The 17952-nt window shown below is 40.2% G+C and carries 16 protein-coding genes; 5 read left to right on the forward strand and 11 right to left on the reverse strand.

The genetic code is table 11. The annotated features are described in order from the left end of the window. Positions 1–359 precede the first annotated feature (359 nt). Positions 360–1304, reverse strand: a complete 945-nt coding sequence (locus tag FTU65_RS10755; protein ID WP_180065298.1) for a GGDEF domain-containing protein — start codon at positions 1302–1304, stop codon at positions 360–362. 677 nt (positions 1305–1981) lie between these two features. Between FTU65_RS10755 and FTU65_RS10760 the strand changes: the two genes are divergently transcribed. Next, positions 1982–3235, forward strand: coding sequence for an exonuclease SbcCD subunit D C-terminal domain-containing protein (locus FTU65_RS10760; RefSeq protein WP_180065297.1), 1254 nt, complete (start codon positions 1982–1984; stop codon positions 3233–3235). A gap of 9 nt (positions 3236–3244) precedes the next feature. After that, the gene (locus FTU65_RS10765; protein WP_180026561.1) at positions 3245–6838 is read left to right on the forward strand and encodes an AAA family ATPase; all 3594 of its coding nucleotides are present in this window, start codon (positions 3245–3247) and stop codon (positions 6836–6838) included. Positions 6839–6886: 48 nt separating this feature from the next. On the opposite strand, the gene FTU65_RS10770 is transcribed toward FTU65_RS10765, so the two are convergent. Both FTU65_RS10770 and FTU65_RS10775 read right to left on the reverse strand, forming a co-directional pair. Next, positions 6887–7687: a thioesterase family protein gene (locus FTU65_RS10770; RefSeq protein ID WP_078193098.1), complete on the reverse strand. Its 801-nt coding sequence runs from the start codon at positions 7685–7687 to the stop codon at positions 6887–6889. 193 nt (positions 7688–7880) lie between these two features. Beyond that, positions 7881–8567 carry a YggS family pyridoxal phosphate-dependent enzyme gene (locus FTU65_RS10775; protein WP_180040456.1) on the reverse strand — a complete coding sequence of 229 codons (687 nt, stop codon included), beginning with the start codon at positions 8565–8567 and terminating at the stop codon, positions 7881–7883. A 125-nt stretch (positions 8568–8692) separates the two neighbouring features. Between FTU65_RS10775 and FTU65_RS10780 the strand changes: the two genes are divergently transcribed. Beyond that, positions 8693–9730, forward strand: coding sequence for a type IV pilus twitching motility protein PilT (locus FTU65_RS10780; RefSeq protein WP_078190026.1), 1038 nt, complete (start codon positions 8693–8695; stop codon positions 9728–9730). A 27-nt stretch (positions 9731–9757) separates the two neighbouring features. Continuing rightward, positions 9758–10879: a PilT/PilU family type 4a pilus ATPase gene (locus FTU65_RS10785; RefSeq protein WP_168379063.1), complete on the forward strand. Its 1122-nt coding sequence runs from the start codon at positions 9758–9760 to the stop codon at positions 10877–10879. Positions 10880–10956: 77 nt separating this feature from the next. Here the strand turns inward: FTU65_RS10785 and fur are convergent, their stop codons facing one another. Beyond that, positions 10957–11394 carry a ferric iron uptake transcriptional regulator gene (gene fur / locus FTU65_RS10790; protein ID WP_078193101.1) on the reverse strand — a complete coding sequence of 146 codons (438 nt, stop codon included), beginning with the start codon at positions 11392–11394 and terminating at the stop codon, positions 10957–10959. A 112-nt stretch (positions 11395–11506) separates the two neighbouring features. On the opposite strand from fur, the gene FTU65_RS10795 reads away from it, so the two are divergent. Further along, positions 11507–11905, forward strand: a complete 399-nt coding sequence (locus tag FTU65_RS10795; RefSeq protein WP_078193102.1) for an outer membrane protein assembly factor BamE — start codon at positions 11507–11509, stop codon at positions 11903–11905. Positions 11906–11948: 43 nt separating this feature from the next. Here FTU65_RS10795 and FTU65_RS10800 read toward each other — a convergent pair whose 3' ends face one another. The 7 genes from FTU65_RS10800 to FTU65_RS10830 all read right to left on the reverse strand — a co-directional run. Then, positions 11949–12275 (reverse strand): RnfH family protein, encoded by a 327-nt coding sequence (locus tag FTU65_RS10800; protein ID WP_180004252.1) that lies wholly within the window; start codon positions 12273–12275, stop codon positions 11949–11951. Further along, the gene (locus FTU65_RS10805; RefSeq protein WP_180004250.1) at positions 12275–13357 is read right to left on the reverse strand and encodes a hypothetical protein; all 1083 of its coding nucleotides are present in this window, start codon (positions 13355–13357) and stop codon (positions 12275–12277) included. Before FTU65_RS10805 ends, FTU65_RS10800 begins: the two co-directional genes overlap by 1 nt. A gap of 142 nt (positions 13358–13499) precedes the next feature. Then, positions 13500–13955: a bacteriohemerythrin gene (locus tag FTU65_RS10810; RefSeq protein WP_078190032.1), complete on the reverse strand. Its 456-nt coding sequence runs from the start codon at positions 13953–13955 to the stop codon at positions 13500–13502. Positions 13956–14218: 263 nt separating this feature from the next. Continuing rightward, the gene (locus FTU65_RS10815) at positions 14219–15067 is read right to left on the reverse strand and encodes a class II glutamine amidotransferase (protein ID WP_180010024.1); all 849 of its coding nucleotides are present in this window, start codon (positions 15065–15067) and stop codon (positions 14219–14221) included. Between the two features lie 209 nt (positions 15068–15276). Further along, the gene (gene argB / locus FTU65_RS10820; protein ID WP_078190033.1) at positions 15277–16185 is read right to left on the reverse strand and encodes an acetylglutamate kinase; all 909 of its coding nucleotides are present in this window, start codon (positions 16183–16185) and stop codon (positions 15277–15279) included. Between the two features lie 10 nt (positions 16186–16195). After that, on the reverse strand, positions 16196–17620 hold the full coding sequence (locus tag FTU65_RS10825; protein WP_180010023.1) for a phosphomannomutase/phosphoglucomutase: 1425 nt from the start codon (positions 17618–17620) through the stop codon (positions 16196–16198). A 153-nt stretch (positions 17621–17773) separates the two neighbouring features. Further along, positions 17774–17952 (reverse strand): transposase (locus FTU65_RS10830; protein WP_180003507.1); only part of this gene is annotated, 179 nt, incomplete at its 5' end.

Consider the following 17952-nt stretch of genomic DNA (forward strand, 5'->3'; position numbering starts at 1 on the left):
AATGCATTTTTTTTCATTTTCATGTCAACCAATCTGTAATCAGCTACGTTATATAGGGTACAAGGTCTGTAGCAACCGATGATTTGGACGGCATCCACAATGTTTCGGTGACCTTTTTAAAAGCAATAAGCTTCATTTTGAATTTAAGTATGAACAGCAGCCATCACTTAAATTTAAAATCGATTTTTTGACCGACGATTTCATCATCACTCGAATCGTCGGTCTTTTATTTTGTGCCTCATGCATTTAGCATCGAATTTTATTCTTATATTCTACACCCCAAAAAAATCAGCCGATAAAATATCGACTGACTGAAAATTTTATGCAAGTTTAAAATAAGTCACAACTGCAAATCTATGTTATGCAGCACAGTAGCGATTACGCCCCTGTCTTTTGGCTACATAGAGGTTTTTATCAACTTGATCCAGAAATTGCATTGGATTATCCAGATCTGAAGGAATAATGGTTTTTACCCCCATGCTGAGTGTGACGAGTTCCGACACTGCAGAGGCTTTATGCGGTAATCGTGCAGCACGCACGGCCTCCATAATTCTATCGGCCATCACTGCTGCTGCTGCCTCATTGGTTTCTGGTAAAATCCAAGCAAATTCCTCACCACCAAAACGCGCGACTAAATCACGAGGTCGTGTACAACAAGATTCCAAACTTTTCGCAATTTGACGCAGACATGTATCCCCAATCACATGACCATTCAAGTCGTTGTATTGTTTAAAATAATCCAAATCGATCAGAATTAAACTCAGTGGCTTTTGTGTGCGTATCGCGTTCAACCATTCGCGTTGATAAAAGTCATCAAACAAACGTCGATTGGCAATACCGGTTAAGCCATCTTTATATGAATATTCTTCGAGCTGACGTTGCAATTTTTGTAGCTGTTCTTCTTGTTTTTTCCGCTCGGAAATATCAAACATAAAGCCGACAAGACAATCTACATCACCATTTGGTTTACGCACGACATGAACAACATCACGTATCCAAAGATATGAACCATCTTCTTTAAGTGCACGATAATCTGCTTCATGATCTATACCAGCCATAGACTGTGAAACACAATAATTCAGTACATAATTACGGTCTTCGTCGTGCATACGTGATGCCCAATCATCTACCGTTTTCCAACTACTTTGTTTCCAACCGAGCAACTTTTCAATTTGCGGTCCAATATAACTAAATGTTTTACTGTCCCAATCAATACACCAAGGAATGGCTAATGTAGACTCTAATAAAGTCTTATACACCATACTATTTGCAAGTTTTTCTTCATCAAAAGGATTATTTGGCATGTTGCATCTCCTGCTACCCCAAATGCAGGTAATACACCTACTGTACAACAATTGATCTATATACAGGATTAGAACAACATTTTATATTCCTAGTTCTTGGTATTTTTTAACCTAATTTCAGATCTCTACTATTTGAAACGTATAATCCTTCAAAGAAAATATAACAACAATGAACCAGCCTACTATTTTGAAATTCAAAGTTCTGATACCAAGCGTGAAGTTGTCTATTATTCTGCCGTTTTTGGTTGGTCATTTACACGAGTTACAGGATTCCCTAATCAGTAACCCCAGACTTCATGGTGACCTCTTAGAATGCTCTGTACAGACTCCACCGATGCATTGCATTACCAATACATTTACTCGTAGTTTTGAAGTTAAAGATTTCGACCAAATCACTAAGAAAAATCTGGTACAAGATGGCCAAATTGCTATAGAAAAATTTGTGATACTTGGATAATACTGGCAAGGCTATTTCATAGATCCAACCCATAATACTTTTTGCCTCCTGCAAGTAGATGCAAATGCACATTAATGCAGTTATGGCATAGTTTAGATTGGATACTTTGTAACTGTCGAAAACGACTTAGTTGGACTAATGAATGATTAATCTCCCTCGTAAACATAACCATCTGTGATACTTTATAGCCCAATCAATTTTTTGATTTTTTGGTGCTTGCATGACTGTTCGTTTTTTTCATACTTCAGATTGGCATTTAGGACAATTTTTCTATAACCATTCGCGTGACTACGAACATGAACAGTTTCTCAATTGGCTGCTTGAACAAATAGCACAAAAACAACCACATGCCCTGCTGATAGCAGGCGATGTTTTTGATGTGATCAACCCCGCTTCCAGAGCGCAAAAACAGTTGTATCAGTTTCTAGCAGATGCACATGAGCGTGCTCCGCACATGCAAACCCTGATGATCGCAGGCAACCATGACTCAGGTTACCGTATTGAGCAAGTTGAACCCTTATTAGAAAAATACCATGCCAAAGCAGTTGGCGTGGTCCATAAAAATAGCTTAGGTCAGCTCGATTTAGACCGACTGCTGGTACCTATTTATGATGAACACAAAAATGTAGTGGCATGGTGCCTGACTTTACCTTTTCTACGTGCTGCCGAGATTACCGGTTTTAATGATCAAACCACCAATAGCCAAAACGCCATTGCCTATGTGCATCAGCAATTAATTGCGGAAGCCAAATCTCGTAAAACCTCAGATCAAGCCTTAATTTTAATGTCACATGCCCACATGCAAGGCGGTGAAACCTCGGACTCAGAACGACCGATTATTATTGGCAATGAAGAAGCGCTTTCAACTGCACTGTTTAATGATGTAATTGACTATGTGGCACTTGGACATTTGCATAAACCGCAAAAAGTCGGACAGGCTCATATCCGTTATAGCGGCTCACCGATTCCCCTGTCATTTAGTGAAATTAATTATAAGCACCAAGTGCTTGAGATCAGTATTGATCCAACTCAAACAGATGAATCACGCTTTCAAATGGGGTCCTTAGCAATTCCGCGCAGTGTGCAATTGCATCGCATCAAAGGCACAATTCCAGAAGTTTTGGCACAATTATCTGCTTTGGCGAGCGGTGAAATTGAAGATATTGATCAGCGTGAATATGTCGAAATTGAATACCATACCGACACCCCGCCTGCACCTAATTTAAGACAGCAGTTTGAAGAGGCTTTAGCGCCGAACCGTTATCGGTTGGTGCGCATCAGCCGCCGTTATTTAAACTCAGATCAAAATAATCAGCAACAAGCCGCAATCAACCTTGATCCACCTACGCCTGAAAAATTATTCCAAAACCTTTGGGAAAAACAAGGCTATGGTGCTGATGACACCGTAATGAAAGATTTTTTAAGTTTGGTCGATGAAGCACAAAAATCACTTGAAGATGATGCGAACACTTAAGGAATTGCCATGAAAATTTTATCTATACGCATTAAAAACTTGGCATCTTTAGCGGGTGAACATTTTATTGATTTTGAATCTGAGCCTTTAGCCAGTGCAGGCTTAGTAGCAATTATTGGCAAAACTGGTGCAGGTAAATCAACCATTTTAGATGCCATGTGTTTGGCGCTGTTTAATCGTGTGCCACGTTTAAAAGACAGCGATGGTAAACTGATCGATATCGATGGTTCAGAGTTGCCAACCAACTCACCGCAAACCGTATTACGCCGTGGCACAGGTCAAGGCTTTGCCGAGCTCAGCTTTGTTGCCCAAGACCAAAAAGTCTATTCAGCGCGTTGGGAAATTAAACGTGCCCGTGAAAACCCAAATGGCAAATTGCAAAGCGTACAGCGTTCACTGAAATGCTTAACGGATGGCAGTGTCGTTGCAGATAAAACCAAAGCGGTTGAGAGCCAAATTTTACGCATTACTCAACTCAGTTTTGAACAGTTCACCCGTGCCGTTTTACTGGCTCAGTCAGAAGTGACCGCTTTTTTAAAAGCGCGTGATAATGAACGTGGCGAGCTATTGGAGTATCTAACCAATTCCAGTATTTTCGGGAAAATTGGTCAATTGGCCTTTGAAAAAACCAAGCAAATTGCCAATCAGCGTAAAGAGCTGGAAAATGTTTTAGGACATATTGAAATATTGTCTGATGAAGATCTAATAACAACCACGAATCAATTCAATACGGTTTCTACAGAATATAAAAAGCTGGAAATAGAAAAATCAGCGTTCGAAAAAAATCAACAGTGGTATGAACAAAAGCAAAAATACGAAACTGATGTGCAAGCACGTCAGCAACAACTACAAAATCAGCAACAACAACTTGATGCACTTGCGCCTGAAAAGCTACAACTGCAACAACTTGAACGCTTTTCATCTATACGCCCAAGTGTAATTCAACAAAAAAATATCAAGCTTGAAATTGCACAATTACAGCCGCAATTGACACATGCACAACAGCATTTTTCAGAGATTGAACAACAATTCAATGCTGAAAAAACCATCTTTGAAAAAATAGATACAGAACAAAAACAACAGCATCAATTTGAGATTCAACATCAAGACAAAATTAAACTGGTGCGTGACCGGATTGCTGAACGTCTTGTATTGGTAGATCAATTACGCAAAGCGCAAGGTGATTTTAAAGAGATTGAAAACCAACTTGTTCCGCATATCAACAATGAAAAACAGATGAAGGAACAGCTTGAGCAACTGCAAACCAATATTGCTCAACACACGGCACAGCTAGAAAGTTCAAATCACTTTGCCTCACTCGATGATGCACTTTCAGCGCATATCACACAGACTCAACGATTTATTCAAAGTTATGCACAATTTGAAAAAAATTATGGCAATGTGCAACAAGCCAATACACAATTACAGACACAACAAAAACAACTTGAAAAATTAACGCAAACATTTGGGCAAGAAGATGCGCTCAATCAGAAAATTTCATCACTACGTTACGAACGTGACCAGCTTTTACAAAAATTAAATCAGCTCAATGTTGTTCAGCAACAATGGCAAAGCTTCCAAAATATTGATGCTGAAAACAACAATCTCATGACGGTGAAACGTACACTAGCTCAGCAAATTAAACAAAGTCATACGCAGCTAAAAACGGCCGAACTTACCTATCAAACGCAGAAAAATGAGCGTGAAAAACTGCAACACATGTTGCAACAACAGCGCTTACTGAATACGGAAAATATTGAAAAATTGCGTGCAGATTTGGTCGATGGCGAAGCGTGTTTAGTCTGTGGAAGTACCCATCATCCTTATTCAGAAAAAGAAGCTTTTTCTGATGAATTACTGAAACTACAAACGCAACAAGAACAACAAGCACTTGCATTGGAAAAAGTGGCTTTCGAAGCTTGGCAAAAATTACAAACCACCTCCACTCAGCAAACCGCGTTAATGGATGCCAATGCGCAACAGCTAGCGACCTTAAAAATACAACTTGATCAGGCAAAAAATGCGCTTCAACAACAATTAAATATTCTAAATATTTCTTTTGATTTTTCACATCAGCATGAAGCCTTGGCGCAACTGATTCAGACAAGAATCAATGAATCACAACAAGCGCAAAAACAAACTGAAGATGCCTTAATTTCACATGAAAATGCTCAAAAACAAAGTCATGCACTCATAACTTCAATTCAACAAACCACACAGCACTTATCCAGTGTGCAACAAGCTGAAATCAATATTCAGCATATTCTCATTGTGTTGAATGACGTAGAAAAAAAATTATGGGAACAGTCGACTTTAAGCGCGGCTGAACAGATTTATCACACACTACAACAACGTCAAAATTACTTAAAGCAACGCCACGAGTTAAATACTCAATATAATCAAACTTCACAACAGCTTGAGCACTATCAGCAACAAATTAAATTTAGTCAGGAAAAAATTCAAACGGCTCAAAATCTAATTGAAAATTTAACAATTGAGGGCAAAAAAAATAGTGATATTGCGATTCAAACTATTTTTGAGATGACCCAAACACAAGTTGAAAAACCACATGATTGGTTAAATGATTTTGACCAAAACAGACAACTGTTACAGACGAGATTCAATCAGGCTCGTCAAACATTCGATCAAGTACGTCAAGCCTTTGAAACCAGTCAAAGTCGCTTAAAAGAATACCTCACCCAGCAAACACAATTAGTCACTCAAATGAGGCATGTTGAAAATACGCTTCAACAATGGATGAGCCAAAATTCAGAATTTAGTGAAACGCTGTTAGCGCAACTTAGTGCAATTTCATATGAACAAGAACAGCAGCTTAAACAGCGTGTTTTAAATGCAGAACGTGCCTATTCAGATGCTCAAGCAGGTATTCAGGCTATTCAAGAAACGTTGAAACAGCATTTAAAAACACAGCCTGAAATACAAATTTTACAAATCGAGCGTGTCATTGCACTAAATCTTAAAGCCCTTGCAGAACAGCAAGAACTTAGAGATCAACTTAAAAGTAAGTTAGATGTTCATTTTTCTAACCTCAGCAAACAAAAACAATTTGCCGATCAGATTCAACAGATCCAATCTGAAGAACATCGTTGGAATAAAATTTCGAGCTTAATGGGCGATGCAACGGGCAAGAAGTTCCGTGATTTGGCGCAGCAATATAACCTTGATATTTTAATCGAGTATGCTAACCAGCAATTGGCGATACTTTCACAGCGCTATACCTTAAAGCGCCTTGAAAATTCCTTAAGTCTAGCCATTATCGATCATGACATGGATGGCGAAACTCGCTCTGTCTCTTCGCTTTCAGGTGGTGAGTCGTTCTTAACAGCACTCGCTTTATCCTTAGCCATTGCAAGCATGGCATCAGGAACAACGAAAATCGAAAGCCTATTTATTGACGAAGGATTTGGCACGCTAGATGCCTCAAGTCTACACATGGTCATGAATGCTCTAGATCAGTTGCAAAACCAAGGCCGTAAAGTAGTATTGATCTCGCATATTCAAGAAATGCACGAACGAATCCCTGTGCAAATTCAAGTCAATCCTGTCGGAGCAGGTGCAAGCACCATCCAAATCGTATCTTAAAAAAAGCCTGCTTAAAGCAGGCTGTATAATTTTTGCTTCTCTAGCTCGCTACGTCCCGAGTGGACGTAGCGTTAAAATCTGTTCACTACGCCCAAATGGGCCATGGACATCATGCAATACAGAACTACTCAAACCAACACCATCCGCTCCATACTGCTGCACGGTTTCCAGACCTAACCACTGTCCCTGTGGTAAACGGTGCAAATGGATTTGTAGATCCAGATTTGGAAAGCCCCAGCCAAATGGCCAATCCTGACGCGGAACAATACCATTGGCGGTATCAACCATGCCCATTAAACGGACAAAATCAGCAGTCGGCTCACCTTCAACCATGTCATGCTGTGTTCTCAGCCACACAATGCCTTGACCTGCACGGCGCCCATGGCTTCTTGCTTCAATCGACTGAATATATCCCCCCGGCCACTGACGGATACCGTCCCAAATCGGCGCAGTTTCTGGCCCAGTCACATCAGCATCCTCCAAACCTTTCACGGACTGGCTATTTTGCGTCATCATGCGCCAAGTGCGTGCCACAATGCAGGTTTTGCCCTGAGCCCGCATTTCAGATTCAATCAGTTCAATGGTTTTTCCCGGACGAATCACTTGCGTGATTATTTCAAACTCGCCAGCAGGAATTAAGCCCAAAATATCGAGGCTAATGCGCCCGATACGCATATCATGACGTGGTGAAAAACGGTCTAATTCAGCACAAATAATGCCTGTAGCTGGTGCCATGTGTTGCTCATGTGCATTCCATGCACCTTGTGCTAAATTGGTCGAATGGTAATGTGCCGTGACACAGCCTTGCGCATCTACGTCGCGTTGAATCAACTGATAATATGCCGTCATGAACTTCCCTATTTGTCCAAGTGTGAATTACTTCAATATCAAAAACATCCTGATTATTTTGTACTCAACTTTAATGGAAAGTTCAAATTAAAAGGCTCACTTTGAACCCATAGGTTTCATCTATTGTGAAAATTTATCTGCTGTGCTTACACTTTATAAGCCTAGTTTTTGAAAGCAGGCTGAATCTTCTGTCCTATTTTGAATAATCACGTGCGCCAAACAATGCTGTCCCCACGCGAACCATCGTTGAACCCGCAGCAATCGCATCAGTCATATCGCCTGACATCCCCATACTTAATGTATCCCAATCTTCAGGTTTCGCATGCTGTGCTTTGACGTGTTCAAAGAGCATTTTGGCATCAGCAAACGCTTGCGGATTGTTTGGAGCAGGAATCACCATCAGTCCACGTAAGCGTAAATTCGGTAGCGTAGAAATCTGTGCGACCAAACCTGCTACTTCATTCGGCTGACAGCCATCCTTCGTATCTTGCGCATCAATATTGACTTGTAGGCAAATATTCAAAGGTGCTTGCGTCGCTTCTCGCTGGCTTGATAAACGCTCCGCAATAATCAAACGGTCTACCCCATGCACCCAAGCAAAGTTTGAAGCCAAATGTTTGGTTTTATTGCGCTGTACATGACCAATGAAATGCCAATCAATCTCTAAATCTGCCAAAGCCTCAATTTTTTCAAGCGCTTCTTGCAGATAATTTTCACCAAATGAGCGTTGCCCCGTTGCATACATTTCTCTTAGCATTTCAGCAGGATGCGTCTTAGATACAGCCAACAATTCAACCGATTGCTGTGGTCGACCCGCAAGTTGGCAAGCCTGCTCAATTTGCTGCAAGACTTGATTTCGTGCTTCTTGAAGTTTATTCATTGACGAGGTTCTCATTTCATTCATCTTTTTTTGCATTGCCCTTCAACTAAGTGTTGGTTAAGCTGTGGGAAAGCCTTATTATTCTATCAAAATAATTAAGATTTAATTTTTATCTCGGGGATTTTATGGACATTACAGAACTATTGGCCTTTGCTGCCAAAAATAACGCTTCGGATTTACATTTATCTTCTGGTATGCCACCAATGATTCGTGTGGATGGTGAAGTTCGTCGTATCAACCTTCCTGCTCTTGAACACAAAGAAGTACACAAATTGGTTTACGACATCATGAACGATAAACAGCGTCGTGATTACGAAGAAAAATTAGAAACTGACTTTTCATTTGAAGTCCCTGGTGTGGCACGTTTCCGTGTGAACGCATTTAACCAAAACCGTGGTGCTGGTGCCGTTTTCCGTACCATTCCTTCAAAAGTATTAACCATTGAAGATCTTGGCATGGGCCAAATCTTTAAAGATATTTGTGAATATCCACGTGGCATCGTACTGGTGACCGGTCCAACGGGTTCGGGTAAATCAACCACGCTTGCTGCGATGGTCGATTACATTAACGACAACCGATATGACCATATTCTAACGGTCGAAGACCCGATCGAATTTGTACACGAATCTAAAAAATGTTTGGTCAACCAACGTGAAGTACACCGTGATACCCACGGCTTTAACGAAGCACTTCGTTCCGCACTGCGTGAAGACCCGGATATTATCTTAGTCGGTGAGATGCGTGACCTTGAAACCATTCGTTTGGCACTGACAGCCGCTGAAACAGGTCACTTGGTCTTCGGTACTCTACATACCACCTCTGCGGCAAAAACCATTGACCGTGTGATTGACGTATTCCCTGCTGAAGAAAAAGACATGGTTCGTGCCATGTTATCTGAATCACTTCAAGCCGTAATTTCACAAACCCTACTCAAGAAAAATGGTGGCGGTCGTGTGGCTGCGCATGAAATTATGATTGGTATTCCTGCGATCCGTAACTTGATTCGTGAAAACAAAGTTGCGCAAATGTATTCAGCGATTCAAACGGGTGCCAACTACGGTATGACCACACTCGATCAAAGCTTAAAAAACCTTGTCGCAAAAGGCATTATTAGTACGCAAACTGCACGGACTGCAGCGAAACAACCCGAATCTTTCTTGTAATTTTTTTATTTTTCTGGGGCGATCGTTATGGATTTTAACGGCTTACTTGATTATATGGTGGAGAAAAAGGCATCGGATTTGTTTATTACAGCCGATGTTGAACCCTCGATTAAGATCAATGGGCAAATTTTGCCAATTGGCTCGACTAAGTTACCGGGCCCGACTGTCGGTCAAATCTTACATTCGATTATGTCTGACAAACAGCGTAAGGAATTTGCCGATACGCGCGAATGTAACTTTGCCATTAGCAATACCAGTAAATCTGCTCGTTTTCGTGTCAGCGCCTTTCAACAACGTGACCAGCCAGGTATGGTGCTGCGTCGTATCGAAACCGTTATTCCAACGATGGATGAGTTGAAATTACCACCCATTTTAAAAGAATTGGCGATGACCAAGCGTGGCATTATCATTTTCGTAGGTGCAACAGGTACAGGTAAATCAACTTCTTTGGCATCTTTGATTGGCTATCGTAATGAAAATAGCAAAGGTCATATCATTACCATTGAAGACCCGATTGAATTTGTACACCAACACCGAGGCTGTATCATTACCCAACGTGAAGTGGGTATTGATACCGACTCTTTCGAAGTTGCCTTAAAAAATACGCTACGTCAGGCACCTGACGTGATTCTGATTGGTGAGATTCGTTCACGAGAAACTATGGACTATGCGATTGCCTTTGCTGAAACCGGTCACTTGGTTTTTGCAACACTGCATGCCAACAACGCCAACCAGGCCATCGATCGTATCATTCACTTCTTTGAAGCAGATCGTCATAGTCAGCTATTCATGGACTTGTCTTTGAACTTAAAAGCAATGGTTGCGCAGCAGTTGATTCCAACCATTGATGGTAATTCACGTCGTGCTGCCATTGAGATTTTGATCAACTCACCTTTAATTTCAGACTTAATCCGTAAGGGTGAAGTGCATGAAATTAAAGACCTGATGAAGCGTTCTCGTGAACTAGGTATGCAAACCTTTGACCAAGCCTTATATGACCTTTATAAAGCCAAGCAAATTAGCTACAAAGATGCGCTAAAACATGCCGACTCACCGAACGACCTGCGTCTACAAATTAAATTGTCTGAAGAAGGCGGTGAGCATTTACTGCGTGCAAATTCAAATATTACCTTTGATGGTCAACATTAATTCTGCATGATGCTTTCGGAAATAAAAAACAGACTTCATATGAAGTCTGTTTTTTATTCATTCTCATCCGCATCGAATTATTTTTTACGATATGCTTCTTGGCATTCAGGCGCATCACAATAGCCATAAAGATTTAATGAGTGACCTGTAAGTTGGAAACCAAATTTTTCTGCCACTTGATGTTGCTCATGCTCAATCACATCATTAGTAAATTCCACCACTTTATTGCAGTTTTGACACACAATATGGTCATGGTGATCTTCTTGCATAATCTCAAAAACAGAATGATTGTTTTCAAAATGATGGCGTTGAATAATACCTGCAGCTTCAAACTGTGTTAACACGCGATACACAGTTGCTAAACCCACATCTTCACCTTGTTCAAGTAAAGTCTTATAAATATCTTCTGCGCTTAAGTGATGTTGTCTTGAATTTTCAAGCAATTCCAATATTTTAATTCGTGGAAGTGTAACTTTAAGTCCAGCTTTACGTAAATCTTGATTTGAAATAGGCATGAAAAAAGGTCTCTCAACAAAATTAAAGTTGGAATATGCAACAAAGTTTAGATGCAGTATGATCTATCCTTGGATCAAATGCATCATAATTAATTTGGGATAGTTTAGCAAAATGCAAAAAATCATGCTGACGTTATTCGTCACTTCATTGCTCGTAGGCTGTTCAACCTTGGGCGTTTATAAAGTTGATATTCCACAAGGTACACCTTTAACTCAAGCACAAGCGGCTAAAATTCAAGTGGGAATGAGCCACCAACAAGTTCGCTTTTTGCTAGGTAGTCCAACTGTTGCCGATCCAATGAATCCGTTACGTTGGGACTACATTTATAAGTATACCCCAGGAACATATGCTAAAAAAGCCAAGATTCCTGCTGCACATGGTCAACACTTAAAAATCTTCTTTGACCAAAACGGTATCGTTCAAAAAATTGAAGGCTTAGAAACCATTCCAGAGTCTCAACCTGGCTTACCAGGTTCTAAAGAAGCGATTTTAACTGCGCCACCACTATAGTCGCTTTCAGATAAAAATAAACCCCTAAATTTAGGGGTTTTTTTTATAAGTACAATTGTTTGAAACGATTGCCTCGACAATAACGACCAACGGGATTTTTCTTGGCGCGATTACGACGAATATCTTTCGGATTAATGGTTAATGCACGATAGATTTCGACACGATCACCTGCTTCAAGTAACTGAGATGAATCGCTTACACGCGCCCCGAAGATTCCTAGTGTTAATACTTCTGGTAAATCTACTTGTTTTCGAATGCCACTTTGCACAATAGCATCTTCAACCGTCATACCGGGATTAAAGATTAGGGGAATTAATATCTGCTGTTCCACGCTCGCATAAGCCACCCACACTTGTAACTGAGCTGTCATTAGAATAACTGCCCAATCACAGCCACCAATGCCAATATTATTGACAAGGGCACTACGATACGTACAGCAATACGCCAAATATTATAAAAGGTTTCATGACTGAAGTTCATTGACTTACGTAGATGACTAATCTTCATAATCCAACCTGCGAAAATCGCATAAATCAGACAAATAATTAAGCCCCAAATCAACAAGGCAATATTAAATACTGGAACAACAGTGCTCAGTGCCCATACAAAAACCGCAACCAATAAAATCGCCCATTGCACCACTATGGCCAATTGGCGTTGTTGTAATTGTTCACGTGCCATTTGAATCAGCAATGCTGAAGCTGCGACTAAACCCACAACCAGTGCTAAAGCAGATACTTGTGCTTTTGCTGCGAAAAAGGCAAAAGCAACCACTGCCAAAAGTTGAGCGATCCAAATCGGAAATACCGTTTTGCTTGCAATCTCTTGTTGCTTCACGGCTGGTAAACTTGACTGCCAATACAAGCCCATCCCCAAACCACTTGCTACGAGCGCCAAGACAGTTGCATTGCCCCACTCACTAAATTCGAGCGCAGTCATTTTCCACTCTGGTAAGGCAGTTCCCATAACATTCGCTAAGACTACTGCAGCAATCACACCAATAGCGGTCAAAATCACTAAAAATTGGCGTGGTACAAACGACAATGCAAATGCAATGACCGCAAGGACAGCCAAAATAATGCTATAGGCAAAGCCATTAGCTGTAAAAATTGCCACATATTGCGACGCGGCTGAAAGCATGGCACCTGCTAAAAATGGAATAAATACTACGGCAAGCCAACCGACTATACGCCATTTGGGTGAAGCATCCGCATCACGTGTTAGCGAAGACAGTGCTTGAACTGCTGTAATTTTTGAACGTTTTGCTAAAGCAATTTCCAAATAACATAGCGGTAAAGCTAAAATAAGCATTGTACCTAGCCACAACAGCCAGAAATCTAGCTGACGTTCAATTTGAATACCTGTTACCGGTGCTAAAGTTGCAATAATGATAAAAGATAAACAGAACGCCATCAGTGGCGATAACCATTTCGACATCGCATTGTCCTGCATGACAAATTCCTTTGAAAATTCTAGCGCTATTTTGCCTTGCTGTGCCTTGAAAATCAAAAACAAAAAGCAAATCACCTTAAAGGTGATTTGCTGCGCAAATGATATTATTAGAATTTAATTGTTTTTATTTCATTTTTTGAGGTTATGAAAAGAAACGTGCAAACCAATTTTTGCCTTTTTTCTTTTCTTTTTCTTTGATGATACCCATCATATTTTCTTTAACCGCACCGACATAATCAGCATCATCGTGCTGAATATGGTTAATCAGCCATTTTGAAAGCACTTCATGTAATTCATTTTCAATCGCATGCCCCATTTCAAAACGGTCACGGTAAGATTCAATTTTTTTAATAAATAAATCATGTACGCGTTTATGTGGCACACGATATTTATAACCCGCTTCTTCTTGTAAAGATTCTTCGAAGGTAAAATGTGATTGCGTGTAATCAATAATGTTTTCCAGAATTTGTTTTACACGATCACGATCTGTATTTGCGTCAATGCCATCAATTTCATTGATGTAGTCAAGAATCCGTTTGTGTTGATCGTCAATCACATCGATACCAGTATTGTATTCTGGAACCCATTTCATTTTCATTACGACCACCTATAAATATGAAGGACTTATCACGTAAATTTCATCATATAATTAAAGAACTTAAATAAAAATGAAGTAAAAAGGTTGGTTTTAATTGAAATACTGCCATTTACATTGTAATCAATTGTTTTTATTATGTTAATTTATTTAATCCCGAGTATAAAGCTAAGATATTTTTTAATCAATTCAATATCTTAGAAAACACCCTTAATTCAATAAAGTGTAAGATATTCATTTTTATAATGAATATCTTTCATTCAAAATTAATACTGATCTGCACGTGTGACACGTTTTAAAGATGGGTCCAGCCGCTCACGTTCTAAACGTTCAACAACCGTCTTTGCAGCACGAATTGGACGACCATGTTGAAATAAAATCATTTCACCCGGCTCAAATGCTGTCCAAACTTCATTTTGCGTTAGGGGTTCAGTGGTAATCACGGCAACACGGTCTTCAGGCGTGGTGACTTCACTAAAATCAACTTCAACATCAATATCAATCAACTGTGCAGGTTGAAATGGGAACTCTCGAACCAGCCAATGCAGCTTGGTAATCGCATAACTAAATAGCGCCTGCCCATTCGACAAACAAAAATTAAAGGTGCCATGTTCTGCAATTTGCGGAGAAATTTCCAATAGCAGATCAAACACCTGATCGAGTGTTGGTTCGGTATAACCAAAACGTTTCACCATTTGCTCGAGCAAATAGCAAAAGGCCAATTCACTGTCGGTATTGCCGACGGGAGTGAAGCGCCCTGTGAGCTCAGGCTGAAAGCCATGTAGGTCGCCATTATGTGCAAAAATCCACTGTCTGCCCCACAATTCACGACTAAATGGATGTGAGTTTTCAAGATTAATTTTGCCTTGTGTCGCTTTACGAATGTGTGCAATCACATTGCGAGATTTAATCGGGTAGTTTCGGATCAGCTCAGCAATCGGAGACTCTACAGCAGATTGATTGTCGACAAATAAACGACATGCTTTATCTTCAAAAAAAGCGATACCAAAGCCATCACAATGATCTGAGGTAATTCCTGCTCGCTGCGAAAATCCCCGAAACGAAAAAGTTATATCGGTAGGAGTCGCACAATTCATTCCGAGCAGCTGGCACATATCGATCATTTCAGCAGTAAATCTATGATTTCTCTATTGTGCATGACAGTTTTAGTTGTTGTAAATCTAAAATCGGCGCCATTGTAAGAGTTTTTATAATCCAACAGGGCAAATACATTATTTGATCTTTTCAAAAGTTACTTAGCCAACTGATAAATAATAAAAAAGCCTCAAAAGAGGCTTTTTTATATCAAAAAATGCTAAGTATCTTAAGCTTTTTTCACATTGGTTCGATTGGTGATTAATGTACCCACACCATGATCCGTAAAGATTTCAAGTAATGTTGCATGAGGTACACGACCATCAACAATATGTGCGCTGATTACGCCGCCTTTGACTGCATCTAATGCACAGCCAACTTTCGGAATCATGCCGCCATAGATCACGCCAGTTTCAATCAAACGATCGACTTCTTGGGTGGTTAACCCAGTCAGCAGATTTTTATTTTCGTCTAAAACACCCGTGATATTGGTCAATAAAATTAGCTTTTCCGCACCCAATGCTTCAGCCACTTTACCTGCAACCAAGTCAGCATTGATGTTATAGGTGTTGCCGTCTTCGTCTACACCTAATGGTGCAATCACAGGAATAAAATCGCTTTGGGTAAACATTTCAAGTACGTCAGTTTTCACACCAACCACTTCGCCAACTAGACCTAAATCAATCTGTTTTACTGAACCATCTTCGGCTGTTTTTTCCATCAATAATTTTTGCGCACGGATCAAATTACCATCTTTACCCGTTAAACCAATTGCACGGCCACCGTGTTTATTGATTAAGTTCACAATCGATTTGTTCACGCTGCCGCCCAAGACCATCTCGACAACTTCCATCGTTGCAGGATCAGTCACGCGCATACCGTCGATACGATCAGACTCACGGCCTAATTGTTTGAGGAATGAATCCACTTGTGGACCACCGCCATGAACCACAATCGGATTTAAACCAACCGTTTTCAGCAGCACGATATCACGTGCAAATGAGCTCTCAAGCTCAGGATCGGTCATGGCATTACCACCATACTTCACTACCAGCGTCTTACCCGCAAAACGTTGAATATACGGCAAAGCTTCCGTCAGGATTTGTGCTTTGTCGATGCCAGTATGTTGATGTGGCATTTGCCTCTCCTTATTGAGCATCTGGAATGTCATGAGCAATGTCTGGATAGTGCTCAACTAACATGGAAACAAACAGATCTCGTATTTCTTTTAAGCGTGCTGATGAGTTGGCATCAAAGCGTAAAGTGAAATACTCACCTGTATTCGATGCTCGAATGATGCCAAATCCATCATCAAAATCAAGGCGTATTCCATCAATTTTACTGATTTGTGCCAGAATTCGCGTAGAATTGGCTTCAACCTGCTTTAAAACTTCCGCTGGATCATGCTGATGCGTACTGACATATAAATCTTCGGTACTAAAGCGCTCTGGATATTTCGCCAAAGCTTCTGACAATGTCAGCCCCTGAGTTTGAATATATTCTAAGACCCTTAAGGCAGCATATAGACCGTCGTCATAGCCACCACCACGACCGTCATTAAAAACATAATGCCCTGCGTATTCACCACCAAAAACCGCTTTGCCTTTAGATTGGGAAATATATTTTCGCAAGAAACTACTGCCCGTTCGAATCATGACAGGCTGCGCATCTAGATCAGACACGGTATCCCGAATCATTGTTGAACATTTCACATCAAATACCACCTCTGCATGTGGTTTTTGAGTCAAACAAATTTCAGCAAATAAACACAATAATCGATCTGCAGAAACGACTTTGCCAGTCTCATCAATCAGCACTAAACGATCACCATCACCATCTAAAGCAATGCCAATATCGGCTTTTTGTAGCTGTATGGCTTGGCGGAGATGGGTTAAATGTTTGAGCTGTGATGGATCTGGAGCATGATCAGGGAAATGTCCATCAGCTTGGCAACGTAATGCCAAAACTTCACAGCCTAATTTATTTAATAATAAGGCTGCACAATGCCCAGCTGAACCATGCATGCCATCGATCACCACTTTAAGCGGTTGCTGTAAATGAATGTCATCTAAAATAAATTTCTGATAAGCCAAACAATATTCAGGCTTGATTTCGTGTGGCTCAAGTTCAGTCATCAAATGCACACGTTCCGATGAAAAACAATTTTGTGCTTCGACTGCAACGTGTTGAATCATCTCTGGACAAGGTGGCTCACCTTTGATAATCCACTTGATACCATTATCTGATTTTGGATTATGACTCGCCGTCACCATAATGCCATTGCCTTGAAATTGTCCCGCAATAAAATACAACATCGGGCTTGAGCAGCAGCCAATAATTTCCGCTTCAAGGCCAGCCTCATGGCAGACTTTTTGAATTATTTTTGCATAGGTTGGACTGGTTAAACGCGCATCATAGCCAATAGCAAGTCTCTTTTGCCCTACATCTAAATATTGTTTGACTAAGCCACAAGCAATTGACTGAACTAAATCAGCATTTAAGAGCGATATTTTCCCACGAATGTCATATGCACGAAAAATATGTTGCGGAAAGTGACTAAACAGTGAACCCATACTATGTTCTTCTAATTACATCTTTATTAATTAAAAAATCTTAAATTCTATTGAGAATTTAAGCTTTTAATTAAAGGATAAAATCCTGAAAAAAAGTGTAGCTTTTTTATAACAATTTTAGTTAATAATCAATTAATAGATTTCTTTCATAAGTCATTTTTCACTCAGCTCTAAGTTATAAATTCCAGCAATTAGATTGAATCTCAATGCTAGTCTTTTGCCTCGATTGCGATATCGCTCAGCAAGAATTTTGAAGGTTTTCAAACTGCCAAATACATGCTCAATTCCAATTCTTCTTTTATTGATTTCCTGATTATAGATTTTTAGTTCGG

Origin of the sequence: Acinetobacter sp. YH12129, assembly GCF_013418685.1 — a bacterium.
GTDB classification, from domain to species: domain Bacteria; phylum Pseudomonadota; class Gammaproteobacteria; order Pseudomonadales; family Moraxellaceae; genus Acinetobacter; species Acinetobacter amyesii.